The sequence below is a fragment of the Streptomyces sp. NPDC051555 genome (assembly GCF_044454405.1).
Lineage (GTDB): Bacteria > Actinomycetota > Actinomycetes > Streptomycetales > Streptomycetaceae > Streptomyces.
The window spans coordinates 109373-132857 of record NZ_JBITDP010000007.1 but is presented as its reverse complement, the minus strand read 5'-3'; the positions used below and the strand labels follow the sequence as shown (position 1 = coordinate 132857).

2 protein-coding genes (1 of these 2 only partly in view) are annotated in these 23485 nt (G+C 73.9%); both read left to right on the top strand.

Annotated features, from left to right (window positions below):
• Nucleotides 1-13433, top strand: partial view of a non-ribosomal peptide synthase/polyketide synthase gene (locus ACIBEA_RS17210; RefSeq protein ID WP_399261639.1) — the 3' portion only. The gene continues 8911 nt to the left of window position 1, outside the view; 13433 of the gene's 22344 nt are visible here — the last part of the coding sequence; its start codon lies off the left edge, out of view; its stop codon occupies nt 13431-13433.
• A complete protein-coding gene (locus ACIBEA_RS17205) occupies nt 13433-23485 on the top strand; it encodes an amino acid adenylation domain-containing protein (protein WP_399261637.1) in 10053 nt (3350 codons plus the stop codon). The genes ACIBEA_RS17210 and ACIBEA_RS17205 overlap by 1 nt, the downstream gene beginning before the upstream one ends.

The following is a 23485-nucleotide window of genomic DNA, read 5'->3' as shown; positions in this document are numbered from 1 at the left end:
AGCGCGTCACGGTCCTGAACCAGACCCCGTCCGCCTTCTACCAGCTCATGCGGGCCGACGAGGAGGAGCCGGGCACGGACCTGGCCCTGCGGTACGTGATCTTCGGCGGTGAGGCGCTCGACCCGGGACGGCTCTCGTCCTGGTACGACCGGCATGCCGACGACGCCCCCGTACTGGTCAACATGTACGGCATCACCGAGACCACGGTGCACGTCACCCACCAGGCGTTCGACCGGGTCACCGCGGCCGCCACCGCCGCCAGCGTCGTCGGCGTCGGCATCCCCGACCTGCGCGTCCACGTCCTCGACCAGGGGCTCCAGCCCGTCCCGGCGGGGACCACCGGCGAGCTGTACGTCGCCGGAGCGGGCCTGGCCCGCGGCTACCTCGGCCGCCCCGGGCTCAGCGCGCAGCGGTTCGTCGCCGACCCCTACGGCGCTCCCGGCACCCGGATGTACCGCACCGGAGACCTGGCCCGCCGGGCCGCGGACGGCACGCTGTCCTACTTCGGCCGGGCCGACGACCAGGTGAAGATCCGCGGCTTCCGGATCGAGCTCGGCGAGATCGAGTCCGCCGTCCTCGGGGCGCCGGACGTCACCCAGGCCGCCGTCGTGGTCCGCGAGGACCAGCCCGGCGACCTGCGGCTCACCGCCTACCTCGTCGGCGGCGACACAGACCGCGCCCGCGACCACGTCGCGGCCGTGCTGCCCGCGCACATGGTCCCCGCCGCCTTCGTCACGCTGGAGAAGCTGCCGCTCACCCCGAACGGCAAGCTCGACCGCAAGGCCCTGCCCGCTCCGGCCCTGTCCGGCGCCGCGGAGGGCCGACGGCCGCGCAACCCGCGCGAGGAACTCCTCGCGGTCCTGTTCGCCGACGTGCTGAGCGTGGACCGGGTCGGGATCGACGACAACTTCTTCGCGCTGGGCGGCCACTCGCTCCTCGCCACCCGACTGATCAGCCGCATCCGGTCCGCGATGGGCGTGGAGGTGCCCGTCCGGGCCCTGTTCGAGACGCCGACCGTCGCCGGGCTCGCGGGCTGGACCGACCAGGCCGGGGAGGCCAGGCCCGCCCTGGTGCCCATGGAGCGCCCCGAACGGGTGCCGCTCTCCTTCGGCCAGCGCGGACTGTGGTTCCTCAACCGGCTCGAAGGCCCCAGCTCCACCTACAACGTGCCGCTCGTCATGCGGTTCTCCGGACCGCTCGACGTGCCGGCGCTGCACACCGCCCTGCACGACGTGGTCGCCCGCCACGAGGGGCTGCGCACCCTCTTCCGCGAGGCCGACGGCACCCCGTACCAGCACATCGTGCCCGCGGACGAAGCGGTGGTGGAGCTGACCCTCGTCGACGTCGACGACGAGCGGCACCTGGAATCGGCCCTGGCCGAGGCCGCCCGCCACCACTTCGACCTGGTCACCGAACTGCCCATCCGCGGCACCCTGTTCCGGCTCGCCGAGGACGAGCACGCCCTGCTGCCGCTCATGCACCACATCGCCAGTGACGGCTGGTCGGAGACCCTGCTCGGAGACGACCTGTCCCTCGCCTACACGGCGCGGGCCGCGGGCCGCGCCCCCGACTGGGCGCCGCTGTCCGTGCAGTACGCCGACTACACCCTCTGGCAGCGCGAGCTGCTCGGACGCGAGGACGACCCCACCAGCGCGATCTCCCGCCAGCTCGCCTACTGGACCGAGACCCTGCGCGGCCTGCCCGAGCTCGTGGACCTGCCCACCGACCGGCCCCGCCCGCCGGTGGCCACCTACGGCGGCGCCGAGGCGCCGCTGCGCCTGGACGCCGCGCTGCACGACGCCCTGCTGCGGCTCGCCCGCACGGCCAACACCACGCTGTTCATGACCATCCAGGCCGGTCTGGTCGCCCTGTTGAGCCGGCTCAGCGGCGGCACCGACATCGCCATCGGCACCCCCGTCGCGGGGCGCACCGACGAGGCGCTGGAAGACCTGTTCGGCTACTTCGTCAACACGCTCGTGCTGCGCACCGACGTCTCCGGCGACCCCACCTTCCCCGAGCTGCTCGACCGGGTCCGGGAGACCGACCTGGCCGCCTTCGCGCACCAGGACGTGCCCTTCGAGCGGCTCGTCGAGGTGGTCAACCCCGTCAGGTCGCTCGCCCGACACCCGCTCTACCAGGTCATGTTGACCTTCGAGAACTTCGACGAGGTCACGCTGGCCGTCCCCGGCCTGGAGACCCGGCTCGAAGACGTGGTCGGCGACGCCTCCAAGTTCGACATGGACGTCCGCCTCCAGGAACGCTACGGCCCGGACGGCGAGCCGGCCGGCATCGTCGGCGAGATCGAGTACGCCACCGACCTGTTCGACCGGGCGACGATGAACGCCTTCGGCGACCGCCTCATCCGGCTGCTCACCGCGGCCGCCGCCGACCCGACGGCACCGGTCTCGGCCTTCGACCTGCTCGCCGAGGGCGAGCGCGACACGGCGCTCGTCGACGGCGAAGGACGGCCCGTGCCCCCCGGCGTGGTCGCCACGCTCCCCTCCGGGGAGCTGGCGCGCCGCGCCCCGGACGGCGCCACCGAGCCGCTCGGACGCCCCGAGGACGTCCGCGTGGTGCGCGGCTTCCGCGTCATCCCCGCGGAGGTCGCGGCCCGGCTGCGCGAGGTCTTCGCGGACGCCGCCGTCGTGGCCGGCTCCGCCCGGGTCGTCGCGTACGTCGTCCACGACGGCGACGCGACCTCCGCACGGCGCCTCGCCGAATCCGTGCTGCCCGACTACCTGATGCCCGCCGCGTTCGTCGTCGGCGCGCGGATCCCCGACGAACTCCCGGCCGAGGACCTCGCCGCCGCCGTCGTGCGGCGCGCCCCGCGCACCCTCGCCGAGGAGATCATCGCCGGCATCTTCGCCGAGACCCTGGGCGTCGCCGCCGTCGGCATCGACGACAACTTCTTCGACCTCGGCGGCCACTCGCTGTCCGCGATCCGGCTGCTCAGCCGGATCAGGTCCCAGCTCGGGGCGGAGCTGACCGTCCGCTCGCTGTTCGCCGAGCCGACGGTGGCTGGACTCGCCACCCGGATCGACGGCGCGGCGCCCGACCGGCCCGCCCTGGTCCGCAAGGAGCGCCCCGCGCGCGTGCCCCTCTCCTTCGCCCAGCAGCGCCTGTGGTTCCTGCACCGGCTGGAGGGCCCGAGCACGACGTACAACGTGCCGCTGCTGATCCGGCTCACCGGAGCGCTCGACGTCGCCGCCCTCGAAGCGGCACTGGGCGACGTCGTGGCCCGGCACGAGACGCTGCGCACGGTCTTCCCGTCCGACGCCGACGGCACCCCGTACCAGCGGGTGCTCGGGGTCGACGAGGCCCGGCCCGTACTGATCACCGGTGTCGCGGGGCCCGCCGAGGCGGCCCGGCACACCTTCGACCTCGACCGCGAACCCCCGCTGCGCGCCACCCTGTTCAGCGACGGGCCCCATGAGCACCGGCTGCTCCTGCTGGTCCACCACATCGCCAGTGACGGCTGGTCGACCGGGGCGCTCGCCCGTGACCTGTCGGCCGCCTACGCCGCCCGCCGGGCGGACCGCGCGCCGCGCTGGCCCGGACTGCCGGTCCAGTACGCCGACTACACGCTGTGGCAGTCCGAACTGCTCGGCTCCGAGGACGACCCGGACAGCGTCGTCAGCGGCCAGCTGACGTGGTGGAAGGACGCCCTCGGCGGTATCCCCGAGCTGCTGCCCCTGCCGACGGACCGGATGCGGCCCGCCGAGGCCACCCACCGCGGCGCCGAGGTCGCCATCCGCATCCCCGCCGAGCTGCACGGCCGCCTCCAGGCGGTGGCGCGGGAGACGAACACGACCCTGTTCATGGTGGTGCAGTCCGCCCTCGCCCTGCTGCTGTCCAAGCTGGGCGCCGGATCCGACGTCCCGATCGGCACCCCGATCGCGGGCCGGACGGACGACGCCCTCCAGGACCTCGTCGGCTTCTTCGTCAACACCCTCGTCCTGCGCACCGACGTGTCCGGGTCCCCGTCCTTCCGCGATCTGCTGGTCCGGGTCCGCGAGGCGGACCTGGCGGCCTTCGCGCACCAGGACGTGCCCTTCGAGCGACTGGTGGACGTGGTCCGCCCCGGGCGTTCGCTGGGGCACCACCCGCTCTTCCAGGTGATGCTCGTCTTCGAGAACGACGACGAGGGCGACTTCGCGCTCGCCGGTCTGGACGCCGCCTTCGACGAGGACGTCGAGATGGGCTCGGCCCGCTTCGACCTGACCCTGCACGTGCAGGAGAAGGTCGGCGCGGACGGGTCCGCCGAGGGCATCGGCATCGACCTGGAGTACGCCGAGGACCTCTTCGACGCGAGCACGGCGCAGCGGATGGCCGCGCAGTTCGTGCACCTGCTGGAGACGGTCGCCGCCGACGCGGACGTCGTCGTGGACCGGATCGCCCTGCCGCACGCCGTGACCGGCCGCGACGCGGGCGCCCCGGTGGCCACGCCGACCCTGCTCGAACTGATCGGCGCGCACCCGGCGGACGCCGTCGCGCTCGTCGACGCGGACGTCGAAACGACCTACGGACAGCTGCTGGCGCAGCCGCCCGCCGGAATCCTGGCCGCCGTCGTCGCCGGCGAGCCCCTCGTCCTGCGCACCCGCACCGGTACCTCCGTCGTCGTCCCGCAGGACGTCGTCGCGGCCCGGATCGCGGCCCGCCAGGCCGTCCACGGCCTGGACGCCACCGACCGGGTCCGCTCGGCCGCCGAGCCGGGGACCATGGGCGAGATCGACGAGCTGCTCTGGCCGCTCACCGCCGGCGCGACCGTCGTGCGCGGCGACCGCACCGCCGCCCTGGCCGCGGCCTCCCCGCACGGCGCCACCACGCTGCACGTCACGCCCTCCGAGCTGGCCGTGCTGCTCGCCGATCCGGCGCTGGCGCAGGCCGGCCTGCGGCGCGTGCTCTGCTCCGGCGAGGCCCTGGCCGAGCCGCTCCAGCGGGCCTGGTTCGACGCCGTGGACGTCCCGCTGTGGTACGGCTACGCGCTGACCGAGGCCGCCGGTACCGTCACGGAACGCGCGTGCGACCCGGACGACTGGGACACCGTGGTGCCGCTCGGCGCCCCGCTGCCCGGCACCGTCCTGTACGTGCTCGACGCGGGCCTGTGCCCGGTCCCGCCGGGCGTCGTCGGCGAGCTCTACGTCGGCGGGCCGCTGCTCGGCTCCGCGCCGACGGTGGTCGACGATCCGTTCGGTCCGGACGGCGCGCGGATGGTCCGTACCGCGGACCTGGTCCGCTGGACCGCCGAGGGTGAACTGGAGTTCGTCGGGGCGCCGCTGCCGCTGCCGGGCTTCACCGTCCGGCCGGCGCGGCTGGAGGCCGTCCTGGCCGAGCACGACGACGTCGCCCGGGCCGCCGTGGCGGTGCGCGACGGATCCCTCGTCGCGTACCTGGTCGCGGCCCCCGGCGCCACCGTCGCGCCCGGCGCCGTCACGGCCTTCGCCCGGGCCACCCTGCCCGACCACCTGGTCCCGGCGACCGTGGTGGTCCTGGACCGGCTGCCGCTCACCGCGAGCGGTCGGTTGGACCGCGACGCGCTGCCGGTGCCCGGCCCCGCGGACACCGCGGACCGCGGCCCCGCCAGCCCGGCGGAGCAGATCCTCCAGGGGCTCTTCGCCGAGGTGCTCGGCGTCGACCGGGTCGGCGTCGACGACGGGTTCTTCGAACTCGGTGGGCACTCGCTGCGCGCCACCCGTCTGATCAGCCGCATCCGTACGGCCTTCGGCGTCGAACTCCCCGTGCGTGCGGTGTTCGAGTCGCCGTCGGTGGCGGGGTTGGCGTTGCGTGTGGTGGGTGCGGAGGTGGCGCGTCGGGGGTTGTCGGCGGGTGTGCGTCCGGGGCGGGTGCCGTTGTCGGCGGCGCAGCGTCGGTTGTGGTTCCTGCACGTGTTGGAGGGTCCGTCCGCGACGTACAACGTTCCGTTGGTGTTGCGGTTGGAGGGTGAGTTGGACGCGGGTGCGTTGGAGCTCGCGGTGGGTGATGTGGTGGGTCGGCACGAGAGTCTGCGGACGGTGTTCGCGGCGGTGGATGGTGTGCCGTACCAGCGGGTGGTGCCGGTGGCGGACGCGGGTGTGATGTGGGAGGTGGTGGAGGTCTCGGAGGAGGGGCTGTCCGCTGCTGTGGATCGGGCCGCGGGGTATGCGTTCGATCTGTCGGTGGAGTTGCCGTTGCGGGTGTCGTTGTTGCGGGTGGGTGAGCGGTCGTCGGTGTTGGTGGTGTTGATGCATCACATCGCGTCGGATGGTTGGTCGTTGGGTCCGTTGGCTGATGATGTGTCGGCTGCGTATGTGGCGCGTGTGGGTGGTGGGGTGCCGGGTTGGGCTCCGTTGCCGGTGCAGTATGCGGATTACGCGTTGTGGCAGGCGGAGGTGTTGGGTGACGAGAGCGATCCGTCGAGCCCGGCCGGCCGCCAGATCGACTACTGGCGCACCGCGCTCCAGGGTGCTCCCGCGCTGATCGAGGTCCCGACGGACCGGCCCCGCCCCGCGGTGGCCTCCTACCGGGGCGCCGCCGTCGACCTCCACCTCGACGCCGCGTTGCACGGCCGTCTGTTGGCCGTCGCCCGCGCCTGCGGGGTGACCCCCTTCATGGTGGTCCAGGCCGCCGTCGCGGTCCTGCTCTCCCGGGTGGGAGCCGGTACGGACGTGCCCCTGGGCACCGTCATGGCCGGGCGCTCGGACCAGGCCCTGGAGGGTCTGATCGGCTTCTTCGTCAACACGCTGGTGCTGCGCACGGACGTGTCCGGGGATCCCTCGGTGCGCGAACTGCTGGCCCGGGTCCGGGAGACGGACCTGGCGGCCTACGCGCACCAGGACGTCCCCTTCGAGCGCCTGGTGGAGGTCGTCAGCCCGCAGCGGTCGATGGCCCACCACCCGCTGTTCCAGGTGATGGTCGTCTTCGACAACAACAGCGAGGCGACCCTCGAACTGCCCGGGCTCACGGTGAGCGAGGGCGACTCCACCACCACGGTGTCGCAGTTCGACCTGTCCTTCTCCCTCTTCGAGCGCCACGACGCCGACGGCCTGCCCGCCGGAGTCAGCGGTGAACTCGAATACGCCTCGGACCTGTTCGACGGGGTGAGCGCCGAGGCGCTGGGCGAGCGGTTCGTCCGGGTGCTGGAGGGGCTGGTCGCGGATGTGGACGGTCGCATCTCGCAGGTCGAGGTGCTCTCGGCCGGTGAGCGCGGCCGGGTGCTGGAGGAGTGGGCCGCGCACGCGGGTTCGTCGGTGGAGCGTGCGTCCTTCCCGGAGCTGTTCGAGGCCCGGGTGGCGCAGGATCCGGCGGCGGTCGCGTTGGTCTTCGAGGATGTGGAGCTGACGTACGGCGAGTTGGCGGCGCGGGTGGATGCCTTTGCCGGGCATCTGGCCTCGTGCGGGGTGGGTCCCGAGTCGGTGGTGGCGGTGGCGCTGCCGCGGTCGGTGGAGCTGGTGGTGTCGTTGCTGGCGGTGTTGCGGGCGGGTGGTGCGTACGTGCCGGTCGACCCGGACTACCCGGCCGACCGCGTCGCGTACATGCTCTCCGACTCCCGACCGCTGCTGCTGATCACCGACACCGCGACCCTGCCGCGACTCGGCGGGCACCCGGCGACGGTGCTCCTCGTGGACGAGGTGGAACTGTCCGGCGCGCTGCCTCCGCAGGCGCGCCCCGGCCCGGACCACCCGGCCTACGTGATCTACACCTCGGGCTCGACGGGCCGCCCCAAGGGCGTCGTCGTGACGCACGGCGGCATCGCCTCCCTGGCGCGGGCCCAGCAGGACGCCTTCGGCGTGGGCCCGGGCAGCCGGGTCCTCCAGTTCGCGGCGCTCAGCTTCGACGTGTCCGTCTGGGACAACGTGATGGGTCTGCTGTCGGGGGCGACCCTGGTGGTCGCCCCGGCCGAGCGGCTGATGCCCGGTCCCGACCTGGCCGCGCTCTGCGCCGAACAGGCCGTGACGCACCTGACCATGCCGCCCGCGGCGCTGGCCGTCCTCGCGGACGACGCGCTGCCCGCCGGTACGACCCTGGTCGTGGCCGGCGAGGCCTGCGCGCCGGAACTGGCGGCGCGCTGGTCGGTCGGGCGCCGGATGGTCAATGCCTACGGCCCGACCGAGACGACCGTCATCTCCACGATGAGCGCCCCGCTGTCGGACGAGGCGGTCGTGCCGATCGGCCGTCCGATCGTGGGCACGCGGACGTACGTCCTGGACGCCGCGCTGCGTCCGGTGGCACCCGGTGTCACCGGTGAGCTCTACGTCGCGGGTGCGGGTCTGGCCCGCGGCTACCTGGGCCGTCCCGGACTGACGGGCGAGCGGTTCCTCGCGGACCCCTACGGCCCCGCCGGCTCGCGGATGTACCGCACCGGCGACCTGGTCCGGTGGACCGCGGACGGCGAGATCGTCTACCTGGGACGGGCGGACACGCAGGTCAAGCTGCGCGGCTTCCGCATCGAAATGGGCGAGGTGGAGTCCGCGGTGCTCGCCGTGAGCGGCGTGTCGCGGACCACCGCGGTGGTCCGCGAGGACCGCCCCGGGGACCGGCGCCTGGTGGCGTACTACGTCGGCGACGTCGACCCGGTCGCGGTGCGCGCCCAGGTGGCCGCCACGCTGCCGGAGTACATGATCCCGTCCGCCCTGGTGGCCCTGGACGAGATCCCGCTGATGCCCAACGGCAAGGTCGACCGGGCCGCGCTCCCCGCGCCCCTGTGGACCACGACGGCGGCGAGCGGCCGCCGGCCCGCCGACGCCCGCGAGGAACTGCTCTGCCAGATCTTCGCCGACGTCCTGGGGGTGACCTCGGTCGGCCCCGACGACAACTTCTTCGACCTCGGCGGGCACTCGCTGCTCGCCACCCGCCTGGTGAGCCGGATCCGTTCGGCGTTCGGACGGGAGCTCGGCATCCGTGCGGTGTTCGAGTCGCCGTCGGTGGCGGGGTTGGCGTTGCGTGTGGTGGGTGCGGAGGTGGCGCGTCGGGGGTTGTCGGCGGGTGTGCGTCCGGGGCGGGTGCCGTTGTCGGCGGCGCAGCGTCGGTTGTGGTTCCTGCACGTGTTGGAGGGTCCGTCCGCGACGTACAACGTTCCGTTGGTGTTGCGGTTGGAGGGTGAGTTGGACGCGGGTGCGTTGGAGCTCGCGGTGGGTGATGTGGTGGGTCGGCACGAGAGTCTGCGGACGGTGTTCGCGGCGGTGGATGGTGTGCCGTATCAGCGGGTGGTGCCGGTGGCGGACGCGGCTGTGGTGTGGGAGGTGGTGGAGGTCTCCGAGGAGGGGCTGTCCGCTGCTGTGGATCGGGCCGCGGGGTATGCGTTCGATCTGTCGGTGGAGTTGCCGTTGCGGGTGTCGTTGTTGCGGGTGGGTGAGCGGTCGTCGGTGTTGGTGGTGTTGATGCATCACATCGCGTCGGATGGTTGGTCGTTGGGTCCGTTGGCTGATGATGTGTCGGCTGCGTATGTGGCGCGTGTGGGTGGTGGGGTGCCGGGTTGGGCTCCGTTGCCGGTGCAGTATGCGGATTACGCGTTGTGGCAGGCGGAGGTGTTGGGTGACGAGAGCGATCCGTCGAGCCCGGCCGGCCGCCAGATCGACTACTGGCGCACCGCACTGCACGGCGTACCGGAACTGATCGAGCTCCCCCTCGACCGCCCGCGCCCGCAGACCCCGTCGTACCGCGGTGGAGTGGCCCGGTTCACCACCGACGCCGCCTTGCAGGAGCGCCTGTCGGAGGTGGCCCGCGCCTGCGGGGTGACCCCCTTCATGGTGGTCCAGGCCGCCGTCGCGGTCCTGCTCTCCCGCATGGGAGCCGGTACGGACGTGCCCCTGGGCACGGTGGTCGCGGGGCGCTCGGACCAGGCCCTGGACGCGCTGGTGGGCTTCTTCGTGAACACGCTGGTGCTGCGGACGGACGTGTCCGGGGATCCCTCGGTGCGTGAACTGCTGGCCCGGGTGCGGGAGACGGACCTGGCGGCCTACGCGCACCAGGACGTGCCCTTCGAGCGCCTGGTGGAAGTGGTCAGCCCGCAGCGGTCGTTGGCCCACCACCCGCTGTTCCAGGTGATGGTCGTCCTCGACAACAACAGCGAGGCCGACTTCGGCCTCCCCGGCCTCGACGTCGCCTTCGAGGGCGTCGACCTGAACGTGGCCAAGTTCGACCTCACCTTCCACCTGGAGGAGACCCCCGACGGGCTGTTCGGAGAGGTCCAGTACGCCTCGGACCTGTTCGACGGGGTGAGCGCCGAGGCGCTGGGCGAGCGGTTCGTCCGGGTGTTGGAGGGGCTGGTCGCGGATGTGGACGGTCGTATCTCGCAGGTCGAGGTGCTCTCGGCCGTCGAGCGCGGTCGGGTGTTGGAGGAGTGGGCCGCCCGCGCGGGCGCGTTGGAGGAGCGTGCGTCCTTCCCGGAGCTGTTCGAGGCCCGGGTGGCGCAGGATCCGACGGCGGTCGCGTTGGTCTTCGAGGATGTGGAGCTGACGTACGGCGAGTTGGCGGCGCGGGTGGATGCCTTCGCGGGGCATCTGGCCTCGTGCGGGGTGGGTCCCGAGTCGGTGGTGGCGGTGGCGCTGCCGCGGTCGGTGGAGCTGGTGGTGTCGCTGCTGGCGGTGTTGCGGGCGGGTGGTGCGTACGTGCCGGTCGACCCGGACTACCCGGCCGACCGCGTCGCGTACATGCTCTCCGACTCCCGACCGCTGCTGCTCGTCACCGACGGCGCGACGCTCCCCGGGCTCGGCGAGAGCGCCGTCCCGGTGGTGCTCGTCGACGGGATCGGCCAGGACGCACCGGCGCAGCCGGCGCCCGCCCGGACGGACATCCGCCCGGACCACCCGGCCTACGTGATCTACACGTCGGGCTCGACGGGCCGCCCCAAGGGAGTGGTGGTGCCCCACAGCGGCCTCGCCTCCCTGGCGCGGGCCCAGCGGGACGCCTTCGGGGTGGGCCCGGGCAGCCGGGTCCTCCAGTTCGCGGCGCTCAGCTTCGACGCGGCGGCCTGGGAGATCGTGATGGGCCTGCTGTCGGGGGCGACCCTGGTGGTCGCCCCGGCCGAGCGGCTGATGCCCGGTCCCGACCTGGCCGCGCTCTGCGCGGAGCGGTCGGTCACCCACGTGACCCTGCCGCCGACGGCGCTGGCGGTCCTGCCCGAGGACGCGCTGCCCGCCGGTACGACGCTCGTCGTGGCGGGCGAGGCCTGCGCGCCGGAGCTGGTGGCGCGCTGGTCGGTCGGGCGCCGCATGATCAACGCATACGGCCCGACCGAGACGACGGTGTGCGCGACGATGAGCGCCCCGCTGTCGGGCGAGGTCGCACCGCCGATCGGACGTCCGATCGCGGGGGCGAGGGTCTACGTCCTGGACGCCGCGCTGCGTCCGGTGGCCCCCGGAGTCACGGGCGAGCTCTACGTCGCGGGCGAGGGCCTGGCCCGCGGCTACCTCGGCCGCCCCGGACTGACGGGCGAGCGGTTCCTCGCGGACCCGTTCGGCCCCGCCGGCTCGCGGATGTACCGCACCGGCGACCTGGCGCGCTGGGACGCCGAGGGCGAACTCACCTACCTGGGGCGGGCGGACACGCAGGTCAAGCTGCGCGGCTTCCGCATCGAACTGGGCGAGGTGGAGTCAGCGCTGAACGCCGTGGACGGCGTGGCGCGGGCGACCGCGGTGGTCCGCGAGGACCGCCCGGGCGACCGGCGCCTGGTGGCGTACTACGTCGGCGACGCGGATCCGGTCGCGGCGCGCGCCCAGGTCGCGGGCGGGCTCCCGGACTACATGGTCCCGGCCGCCCTGGTGGCCCTGGACGAGATCCCGCTGCTGCCCAACGGCAAGGTCGACCGGGCCGCGCTCCCCGCGCCCCTGTGGACCACCACCAGCAGTGGGCGTCCGCCGGCCGGCCCGCGCGAGGAACTGCTCTGCCGGATCTTCGCCGACGTCCTCGACCTGCCCGCCGTCGGCCCCGACGACAGCTTCTTCGACCTCGGCGGCGACAGCATCATGTCGATCCAGGTGGTCAGCCGGGCCCGCTCCGGCGGACTCCTGCTGACGACCCGGGACGTCTTCCGGGAGCGCACTCCCGCCCTCCTGGCGCAGGTGGCGACCGCGGTCGCGACCACGGTCGAGGACCGGGACGCGGGTACCGGCACCTTCGCGCCCACCCCGATCATGCGCTGGCTGGAGGACTACGACGCCACCGACGGGTTCAACCAGTCGATGACCGTACGGGTCCCCGCGGGGCTGGACGAGCGGGCACTGGCCGAAGCCGCCCGGGCGCTGGTCGACCACCACGACGTCCTGCGACTGCGCCGCCACGAGGACGGCACGTACGAAGTGCGCGAGCGCGGCTCCGTGCCGGTCTCGATCCGGCGGGCGGGCCCGGGCGACGGCGAAGCCGCCGAGTCGGCCCGACGGGAGCTGTCCCCGACGGCCGGCGAGGTCTCGCGGTTCGTGTGGTTCGACGCCGGACCCGACACGCCGGGCACGCTGCTGATCACCCTGCACCACCTGGTCGTGGACGCCGTGTCGTGGCAGATCCTGCTGCCCGACCTCGCCGCCGCCTACGAGGCGACCGCGGCGGGGCGGACCCCCGTACTCGACCCGGTGCTCACCTCGTACCGCACCTGGGCGGGCCACCTGGCGGCCGCCGACCGGCGGGCCGAACTCCCGGTGTGGCAGGAGATCGCCGCCACCCCGGACCCGCTGCTCGGCACGCGGCGGCTCGACCCGGCGCTCGACACGGCCGCCACGGCCGCGGAGTTCGAGCTGACCCTGGCGGCGGACGTCACCGAGGCGCTGCTCACCAGGATCCCGACGAGCGTCAACGGCAACGTCACCGACGTGCTGCTCTACGGGCTGGCGACGGCGGTCGCGGACGTGCGTGGCGCCGGACCGGTCCTCGTCGACCTGGAGGGCCACGGGCGCGAACACGTCGCCGACGGGGTGGACACCTCCCGGACGGTCGGCTGGTTCACCAGCCTCTACCCGGTCGGCCTCCACCCGGAGGGCCGCACGCCGACCGACCGGCTCAAGCGGGTCAAGGAGCAGCTGCGGGCCTTCCCGGACAACGGCGTCGGGTACGGCATCCTGCGCCACTCGGGCGGCGCGCCCGAGCTGGCCGTCGCACCGCAGATCGGCTTCAACTACCTGGGCCGGTTCGGGGACGGCGAGGACACCGGCGCCGACTGGCAGACCGTCGACGGGCCGACGCCCGCGCCGCGGTCGCCGCGGATGGCGATGACGCACGCGGTGGAGATCACCGCGGTGACCGAACACCGCGGGGGCCGCCCGCACCTGGTCGCCACCTGGGCCTGGGCGTCCGGACTGCTCGCCGAGCCCGACGTAAGGGCGCTGGCGCAGGCGTGGTTCGACGCGCTCACCGCGCTCGCGGACGAGCGGCCGGACACGGTCGGGCTGACGCCTTCCGACCTGAGTGACGACCTGACACAGAGCGAGATCGACAGCCTTGAGGCTGAACTGGGGGACTGGTAATGAAGCGCTCGCGCCTCGAAGACGTACTGCCGTTGACGCCGTTGCAGGAGGGACTGCTCTTCCACTCCCTCTACGACGACGAGGCGGTGGACGTCTACAACACCCAGCTCGTGCTGGAGCTCTCCGGTGAGGTCGACGCGGCCCTGCTGCGCCGCAGCGCCGGAGCCGTCCTCCAGCGGCACGCCAACCTCAGGGCCGGTTTCCGGATGCGGGCGAACGGCCGCCCGATGCAGATCATCCCGCGGGAGGTGGCGCCCGGCTGGTCCGAGTCGACCCTCGCGGCCGGGGAACTGGACGCGTTCCTGACGGCCGAACGGTCCACCCGGTTCGACCTCGCCCGACCGCCGCTGATCCGGTTCCACCTGGTCCACCTCGGGCCGGACGAGCACCGGCTCGTGGTGACCAACCACCACATCCTGCTCGACGGCTGGTCCGCGCCCCTCCTGGTCGGTGAGCTCTTCGCGGTCTACGAGGCCCAGGGCAGCGCCGACGCGCTGCCCCGGGTCACCCCGTACCGGGACTACCTGGGCTGGATCGGCCGCCAGGACGCGGCCGCCGGGGCCACGGCGTGGGGGTCGGCCCTGGCCGGCCTCGACGGGCCGACCCTGGTGGCCCCCGGCGCCCCCGCGGGCACCGTACTGCCCGAGCGGATCAGCGCCGAGCTGTCGCCCGGGGCCACCGCGCGGCTGGTCCGGCTGGCCGCCGAACGCGGCCTGACCGTGAACAACCTGGTGCAGGGCGCCTGGGCGATGGTGCTCGGGCAGCTCACGGGCCGCAGCGACGTCGTCTTCGGCGCCACGGTCTCCGGCCGCCCGGCCGACCTGCCCGGCGTCGAGGGGATGATCGGCCTCTTCATCAACACGCTCCCGGTGCGCGTGGGGCTCGACCCCGCCGTGCCGTTCGCCGAGGCCATCGGCGCCCTCCAGCGGCAGCAGGGCGACCTGCTCGACCACCACCACGTCAGCCTCGCCGAGATCAAGCGGGCGGCGGGCGCGGGAGAACTCTTCGACTCGATCCTCGTCTTCGAGAACTACCCGTTCGAGGAGACGGAGGAGGCGGGGGACGCCGGGGCGGAGCTCCCGGAGAAGCTCAAGGTCACCGACATCGACGGCGGCGGTGCGACCCACTACCCGCTCAGCCTCGTCACCGGGGTCCTGGGCGACCGCCTCGTCCTGCGGCTCGACGTCCGTCCCGGCCCGTTCGACCGGGCACACGGCGAGGCCATCGCCGCCCGGTTCCTCCAGGTCCTGGACACCGTCGCCGCCGATCCCGACCGCCTCGTCGGGCACATCGAGGTGACCCTGCCCGCCGAGCGCACGCAGGTCCTGGAGACCTGGAACGCCACGGACCTGGACCTGCCGTCCGCCGTCCTGCCCGAGCTGCTCGACGCCCAGGCCGCCCGCACCCCCGACCGGGTCGCGCTCGTCATGGAGGGCGCGGAGGTCACCTACGGCGAACTGCACGCCCGGGCCAACCGGTTGGCCCGCCACCTCGTCGGCCGGGGCGCGGGCCCGGGCCGGCTGGTGGCCCTCGTCCTGCCCCGCTCGGTGGACCTCCTCGTCGGGCTGCTGGCGATCGTCAAGACGGGCGCGGCGTACCTGCCCGTGGACGTGGGCTACCCGGCCGAGCGGATCGCCTACATGCTCGACGACGCCGCCCCGATCTGCGTGCTGGACGCCGCCCTGCTGGCCGAGGTGGACGCGGGGGCGCCGGCGGACGCGGAGGCGCCGGCCGACACCCCGCTCACCGACGCGGACCGGCTCCGCCCGCTGCACCCGGCCGACCCGGCGTACGTCATGTACACCTCCGGCTCGACGGGCCGCCCCAAGGGCGTCGTCATCCCGCACGTCGCGGCCGTCAACCGGCTCGACGGCATGCAGCGCGCCTACCGGCTGGCCGCCGACGACCGGGTGCTGCAGAAGACCGCGACCAGCTTCGACGTGTCCGTGTGGGAGTTCTTCTGGCCGCTGCTGCAAGGCGCCACGATGGTGATGGCCAAGCCGGACGGGCACCGCGACCCCGAGTACCTCGCCGAGCTGATCCGCGCCGAAGGCGTGACGACCGTGCACTTCATCCCCGCCATGCTCGCGGCCTTCGTGCAGACGACGCAGGTCGGCGACTGCACCAGCCTGCGCCGCGTGTTCTGCGGGGGCGAGGCGCTGCCCGCCGACCTGCACCGGACCTTCCGCGACCTGCTCGGCATCCCCCTGCACCACCTGTACGGCCCGACCGAGGCCACCGTCGACGTCACCGCCTGGCACGGCGGGCAGGAGATAGGCCCCGGCAACGCGCCGATCGGCTTCCCGGTGTGGAACACCCGCGTCCACGTGCTCGACCGGGCGCTGCGCCCGGTTCCGCCCGGCGTCGTGGGAGAGCTGTACCTCGCGGGCGTCCAGCTCGCGCACGGCTACTTCAACCGGCCGGGCCTCAGCGCCGAGCGCTTCGTCGCCGACCCCTTCGGCCCGGCGGGCTCGCGGATGTACCGCTCCGGCGACCTCGGCCGGTGGAACCAGGACGGCTCGATCCAGTTCGAGGGCCGGGCCGACCGCCAGGTCAAGGTGCGCGGCGTCCGCATCGAGCTGGACGAGATCCGCGCCACGGCGGCCGAACTGCCCGAGGTGGGCCAGGCCGTCGTGACCGTGCTCGACGAGCGCCTCGTCGCCTACGTCGTGCCCGCCCGGTCCGGCCCGGCCGCCGACGACCTGGCCCGCACGGTCCGGGAGCACCTGGCGGCGCGGCTGCCCGAGGTGCTCGTACCCGGCGCGGTCGTCCTGCTCGACGCCCTGCCGCTGACCCCCAGCGGCAAGCTCGACACTGCCGCCCTGCCCGCACCCGAGTTCACGGCCGCCCCCGTGGGGCGGACCGCGACCACTCCGCAGCAGGAGATCCTCTGCGGCCTGTTCGCCGAGGTCCTCGGCCTGCAACGGGTCGGCGTCGACGACGACTTCTTCGCCCTCGGCGGCCACTCGCTGCTCGCCACCCGGCTGGTCAGCCGCATCCGGTCCACCTTCGCCGTCGAACTGCCCATCCGCGCGCTGTTCGAGGCGCCGACCCCGGCCGCGACGGCGGCCCGCCTCGACACCGCGGCCGCCGCGCGCCCTCCGGTCCTCGTCCGTCCCCGCCCGGAGCACCCGCCGCTGTCCTACGCACAGCGACGCCTGTGGTTCCTGGACCGGCTCGAAGGCCCCGGCGCCACCTACAACCTGCCGATCGCGCTGCGCCTGACCGGGCGCCTGGACCGCGCCGCGCTGCACGCCGCGCTCACCGACGTGGTCGAGCGGCACGAGGCCCTGCGGACCGTCTTCCCCGACTTCGCGGGCACGCCCTACCAGCGGGTCCTGCCCGCCGAGGTCGACCTGAGGACCGAGCCCTTCTCCCCGCGGGCCCTCGACGAAGCGGTCGCACACGCCTTCCACCTGGAGCGCGAGGCCCCGCTGCGCGTCACGCTCTTCGCGTCCGGCCCCGAGGAGCACACGCTGCTGCTCCTCCTGCACCACATCGCCGGTGACGGCTGGTCCGCCGCGCCGCTCGCCGCCGACCTCGCGACCGCCTACGCGGCCCGCTGCGCCGGCGAGGAGCCGGGATGGGCCGCACTGCGCGTGCAGTACGCCGACTTCGCGCTGTGGCAGCAGGAGCTGCTCGGCGGCGAGGAGAACCCGGACAGCCTCATCGCCCGCCAGCTCGACTACTGGAGGACCGCGCTGGCCGGCGCCCCCGAACTCCTCGAACTGCCCACCGACCGCCCGCGCCCCGGGGTGGCCGGGACCGGCGGCGGTGTCGTGGAGCTGTCCGTGCCCGCCGAGGCCCACGCGGCGCTCGCGGCACTGGCCCGCGACCACCAGGCGAGCCTGTTCATGGTGGTCCAGGCCGGCATCGCGGCCCTGCTGACCCGCATGGGCGCCGGACCGGACATCCCCTTGGGGACGGCGATCGCGGGTCGCACCGACGAGGCGCTCGACGACCTCGTCGGGTTCTTCGTCAACACGCTGGTGCTGCGCACCGACGTCTCGGGCGACCCGTCCTTCGCGGAGCTGCTGCGTCGCGTCCGCACGGCCGACCTGGCCGCCTACTCCCACCAGGACGTGCCCTTCGAGCGGCTGGTCGAGGTCATCAACCCGGCCCGGTCGCTCGCCCACCACCCGCTCTTCCAGGTGATGTTGACCTTCGCGAACACCGCGGGCGGCGACTTCGACATGGCCGGGCTGGAGGTCGAGCGGGAACAGGTCGGCGGTGACAGCGCCAAGCTCGACCTGTCCTTCTTCCTCTCCGAGGAGCACACCGAGGACGGCCGTCCCGACGGCCTGCACGGGGCGATCCAGTACGCCACCGACCTGTTCGACGCCGAGACCGTACGAGCGATGGCGGACCGCCTGGTCCGGCTGCTCACCGCGGCCGCGGCCGACCCGACCCTGCCGGTCGGCGACCTGCCGGTGCTGTCCGCGCAGGAGCGCCACGACGTGCTGGTCGGCTGGAACGACCCCGGCCGCGACGTGCCCCGCGCGACCGTGCCCGAGCTGTTCGCCGCGCAGGCGGCCCGTACCCCCGGGTCCCTGGCCGTGATCTGCGGGGAGGACCGGGTCAGCTACGCCGAACTGGCCGACCGGGTCGATCGGCTCGCCCGGACCCTGATCGCGCGGGGCGCGGGCCCCGAGACGTTCGTGGCGATCGCCCTGCCGAAATCCGTCGACCTGGTGGTCGCGGTGCTCGCCGTCTTCCGCGCCGGTGCCGCCTACCTCCCGCTGGATCCCGACCACCCGGCCGACCGGCTCGCCTTCGTCCTGGACGACGTCGATCCGGTGCTGGTGTTGACCACCGCGGCGACCGCGCTGCCCGGCACCCGCCAGCGCCTGCACCTGGACGAGGACGCCCCGCACGGGACCGGGCGCGCCGACGCGCCGCTGCCGGAATTCGTACCGGACGGCGCCGCCGCCTACGTCATCTTCACCTCCGGTTCCACCGGCAGGCCCAAGGGCGTGGTGGTGGAGCACCGCTCGCTCAACGCGTACCTGGCGTGGGCCCGTAGCGCCTACGACTCGGTCGAGCGCGGTGCGCTCGTGCACTCGCCGATCTCCTTCGACCTCACCGTCACCGGCGTCTTCGCCCCCCTGACGGCGGGCGGCTCGGTGGACCTCGTCGACCTCAAGGGCGACGCCCCCGGTACGCGGCCCGCCTTCGTCAAGGCCACCCCGAGCCACCTGTCGTTGCTGCTGAACCTGCCGGACGCCTTCTCCCCGACCGAACAACTGGTCCTCGGCGGCGAATCGTTGATGGGCGAGCTGCTCGACGAGTGGCGCCGGCGCCACCCCGGCGTCACCGTGGTCAACGAGTACGGGCCGACGGAGACGACCGTGGGCTGCACCGAATACCGCATCGCCCCCGGCGACGCCGTCCCCAGCGGTGTCATCACCATCGGCCGGCCGGTGTGGAACACCCGGATGTACGCGCTCGACGCGAAGCTGCGCCCGCTGCCCGTCGGCGTGACCGGCGAGCTGTACATCGCCGGCGACCTGGTCACCCGCGGCTACCTCAATCGGCCCGGCCTCACCGCGACCAAGTTCGTGGCCGACCCCTACGGTCCCGCGGGTTCGCGGATGTACCGCTCCGGCGACCTCGGCCGGTGGAACCGGCACGGCGAGCTGGAGTTCGTCGCCCGCGTCGACCACCAGGTGAAGCTGCGCGGCTTCCGGATCGAGCTGGGCGAGGTCGAGTCGGCCGTCGGCAGCCACCCGGAGGTGACGCACGCCGCCGCCGTGGTGCGCGAGGACCGGCCGGGCGACAAGCGCCTGGTGGCCTACGTGACGCCCGCCGGGCTCGACCTGGACGCCGTCCGGGCGTACGCCGCCGAGCGGCTGCCCGAGTACATGACGCCGTCCGCCTACGTGGCGCTGGAGCGGCTGCCCTCCACCGGCAACGGCAAGTTGGACCGGGACGCGCTGCCCGCGCCCGAAGAGGCGGTCGCGGGGGCCCGGGGTCCCCGCGACGCCCGCGAGGAAGCCCTGTGCGCGATCTTCGCCGAGAGCCTGGGCGTGGCGACCGTCGGCGTCGACGACGTCTTCTTCGACCTCGGCGGGCACTCGCTGCTCGCCGCCCGGGTCGTCGCCCGCGTGCGGGACGAACTCGGCGTCGAGGTCGGCATCCGCACCCTCTTCGAGGCGCCCACCGTCGCCGGCTTCGCCGCGCGGATCGCCGCGTCGGGACCGCCCGACCGGCCGCGACGGCCCGCGCTCGCCCCGCGCCCGCGGCCCGAGCGGGTGCCCCTGTCGGCCGCCCAGCGCCGACTGTGGTTCCTGTACCGCTTCGAGGGGCCGTCGCCCACCTACAACGTGCCGCTCGCGCTGCGGCTCACCGGCGAGGTCGACCGGGACGCGCTGCGGGCCGCCCTCGTCGACGTGGTGGGGCGGCACGAGAGCCTGCGCACCGTCTTCGGCGACGAGGACGGCGTGCCGTACCAGCGGATCGTGACCGACGAGCCGGTCCTGGAGGAGGTGACCGGCGGCGACGTCACCGCCGCCGCGGCGCACGCCTTCGTCCTCGACCGCGAACTGCCCATCCGTAGTTGGCTGTTCACCCAGGCGCCGGACGAGCACGTGCTGCTCGTGCTCGTCCACCACATCGTCAGCGACGGTTGGTCGATGGGACCGCTGCTGCGCGACCTGGGCACCGCCTACGGCGCCCGGCGCGCCGGCCGCCCCCCGCGGTGGACGCCGCTGCCGGTGCAGTACGCCGACCACGCCCTGTGGCAGCAGGAGGTCCTCGGCGAGGAGAGCGACCCGGACAGCGTCCTGGCCGGCCAGACCGCCTTCTGGCGCGACACCCTCGCGGGAGCACCCGACCTGCTGGACCTGCCCGTCGACCGTCCCCGGCCCGCCGCCCTGAGCCACCGCGGCGGCACGGAGCCGCTGGTGATCGGGGCCGAGCTGCACCGCGCCGTCGCGGACCTGGCCCGCCGCCGCCACGCCAGCGTGTTCATGGTGCTCCAGGCCGCGGTCGCGGCCCTGCTCGCCCGGTACGGCTGCGGCACGGACGTCCCGCTCGGCTGCGCGGTCGCCGGTCGCGAGGAGGAGGCCGCCCGCGAGCTGGTCGGTTTCTTCGTCAACACGATCGTGCTGCGCACCGACGTCTCCGGCAGCCCCTCGCTGAACGAACTCGTCGACCGGGTGCGGGAGACCGACCTGGCCGCCTTCGCCCACCAGGACGTGCCCTTCGAGCGGCTGGTCGAGGTGCTCAACCCGGCCCGCTCGCTGTCGCACCACCCGCTCTTCCAGGTGATGCTCACCCTCCAGAACCTCGACATCTCGGAACCGGAACTCCCGGGCCTGGTGGTCCGCGGGGAGCAGGTCGATTCCGAGTCCGCCAAGGTGGACCTGGCCTTCGTCCTGGAGGAGGACGAGAGCACGGGCCTGAACGGCATCCTGCGCTACGCCACCGACCTGTTCGACCCGGAGACCGTCCGCGGCCTCGCCGACGCCTTCGTCCAGCTGCTGGCCGAGGCCGTGGCCGCGCCCGACGAGCCGCTGGAGCGGCTCGACGTCCTCGGCCCGGAGCTGGCCCACCGGCTCGTCGAGGAGTGGAACGACACCGCCCGCGACGTCCCCGCGCTCACCTGGCCGGAGCTGTTCGCGCGCCAGGCGGCCCGCACCCCGGACCGCCCGGCCGTCCAGGACGGCGCCGAGACGCTCGACTACGCCACGCTCGACCGGCGGGCCAACCGGCTCGCGCACCTGCTGCGCGAGCGGGGTGCGGGACCGGGGGAGATCGTCGCCCTGCGGCTGTCCCGCTCGGCCGACCTGGTGGTCGCCGTGCTCGCGACGCTGAAGACGGGGGCCGCCTACCTGCCGGTCGACCCGGACTACCCGGCCGAGCGGATCGCCTTCATGCTCGACGACGCCCGCCCCGTGTGCGAGCTCTCGGCCGCCTCCTTCCCGGTCCCGCAGGGGCTCCCGGACACGGAGCCGGTGCTCGCCCGCCACCTCGACGACGCCGCCTACGTCATCTACACCTCTGGTTCGACGGGCCGGCCCAAGGGCGTCGTGGTGACGCACCGCGGCATCGCCGGCCTGGTCGCCAACCAGGTCGAGCGCTACGGGGCCGGCCCGGACAACCGCGTCGCGCAGCTCATCTCCCCGAGCTTCGACGCGAGCGTCTCCGAACTGTGCCTGGCCCTGCTCAGCGGCTCCTGCCTGGTGATCCCCCCGGGCGCCCTGGCCGGTGACGAACTCGCGGCCTTCCTCGCCGACCGGCGCATCACCCACGCGCACCTCACCCCGGCCGTGCTCTCCGGCCTGCCGCGGATCGAGCTGCCCGCCCTGCGGATGATCGTCACGGGCGGCGACGTGCCCCCGGCGGACGTGATCTCGTACTGGTCGCAGGGGCGCGGGCTCGTCAACGCCTACGGCCCGACCGAGGCCACCGTGGACGTGGCCTCCTGGGTGCACGACGCCCCCGGACGCCAGCCCGCACCCATCGGCCGGCCCATCGCCAACGCCGGTGTGTACGTGCTCGACCGCCACCTGCGGCCGGTCCCGCCCGGTGTGCCCGGCGAGCTGTACAGCACGGGCCCCGGCCTGGCCCGCGGCTACCTCGACCGTCCCGGGCTGACCGCCCAGCGGTTCGTCGCGAACCCCTTCGTACCGGGCGCCCGGATGTACCGCACCGGCGACCTCGTCCGGTGGGAACGCGACGGCCAACTGGTCTTCGTCGGCCGGGCCGACACCCAGGTCAAGCTCCGTGGCCTGCGGATCGAGCTGGGCGAGATCGAGTCCGCGCTCGCCGAGCAGCCCGGTGTCACCCACGCCGCGGCCGCCGTCCACGGCGAACGGCTCGTCGGCTACGCGGTCGCGGCCCCGGGGGAGACCCTGGACCCCGGCGGGCTGCGCGGGCGGCTCGCCACGGCGCTCCCGGCCCACATGGTGCCCGGCGTCGTCATGGTGCTGGACGCACTGCCGCTGAGCCCCAACAAGAAGCTCGACCGCAAGGCCCTGCCCGTACCGCAGGCGCCCGAGGCGACGGCCGGGCGCGACCCGCGCAGCCTGCGCGAGGAGCTCCTGTGCGGCCTCTTCGCCGAGGCGCTCGAACTGCCCCGCGTCGGCGTCGAGGCGAACTTCTTCGAACTCGGCGGCCACTCGCTGCTCGCGATGCGCCTGGCCACCCGGATCAGCGCGGCGCTCGACGTGGTGACGGACGTGCGGACCCTCTTCGAGGCGCCCACCCCGGCCCTGCTCGCCGCGCGGCTCGACGCCCCCGACGACACCGGGCCGCTCGTCGTGCTGCGCCGCGCCGCGGGCCGTCCCTCCCTGTTCTGCGCACCGCCCTCCCTCGGGCTGAGCTGGTGCTACGCCGGACTCCTGCGCGGACTGCCCGAGGACGTGGGCCTGTACGGCCTGCAGGCGCGGGGACTCGACGGACCGGGACCGCTGCCGCACTCGCTGGCCGAGTGGGCGCTCGACGCCGTGGAGCAGATCCGTTCCGTGCAGCCGCACGGCCCGTACCACCTGCTCGGGTACTCGACGGGCGGCAACGTCGCGCACGCCATCGCCACCGCCCTGCAGGAACAGGGCGAACAGGTGGACCTGTTGGCCATCATGGATGCGCGGCCGGGCGACCCCGGCCAGCAGGGCCCGGTGGAGGAACACCGGCTGCTCACCGCCGCCGACGTGCTCGCCCGGGTCAGCGACGACGCGGGCGGTGATCCCGAGGACCGCGGGGACGAGGCCGAACAGCGGGAACGGGGACTCACGTTGGTCGAGGACGTCCTCGGCGGCGCGGCCGACGAACGGCTCTTCGACGTCATGATCAACACGATCATGGTGGTCACCGCGCACCGGCCCGCCGCCTACAAGGGCGAGGTCGCCCTGTTCACCTCGGGCGGCGCGGAGGGGGGCGCGAAGCTGGCCGCCCACTGGGCCCCCTACGTGGACGGGGAGCTGACGACGATCCCGTACGACTGCGCGCACGACGACCTGCTGGACGCGACCGTACTGCGCGACGTGGCCACCCGTATCGCGGGGACCTTCGAATGCGGCCCGGAAATGGCCGTAATAGAAGACCGATAA

What these genes read in the sequence shown, in the direction of transcription:
- ACIBEA_RS17205 (WP_399261637.1), top strand. Translation starts at nt 13,433, where the DNA reads ATGAAGCGCTCGCGCCTCGAAGACGTACTGCCGTTGACGCCGTTGCAG.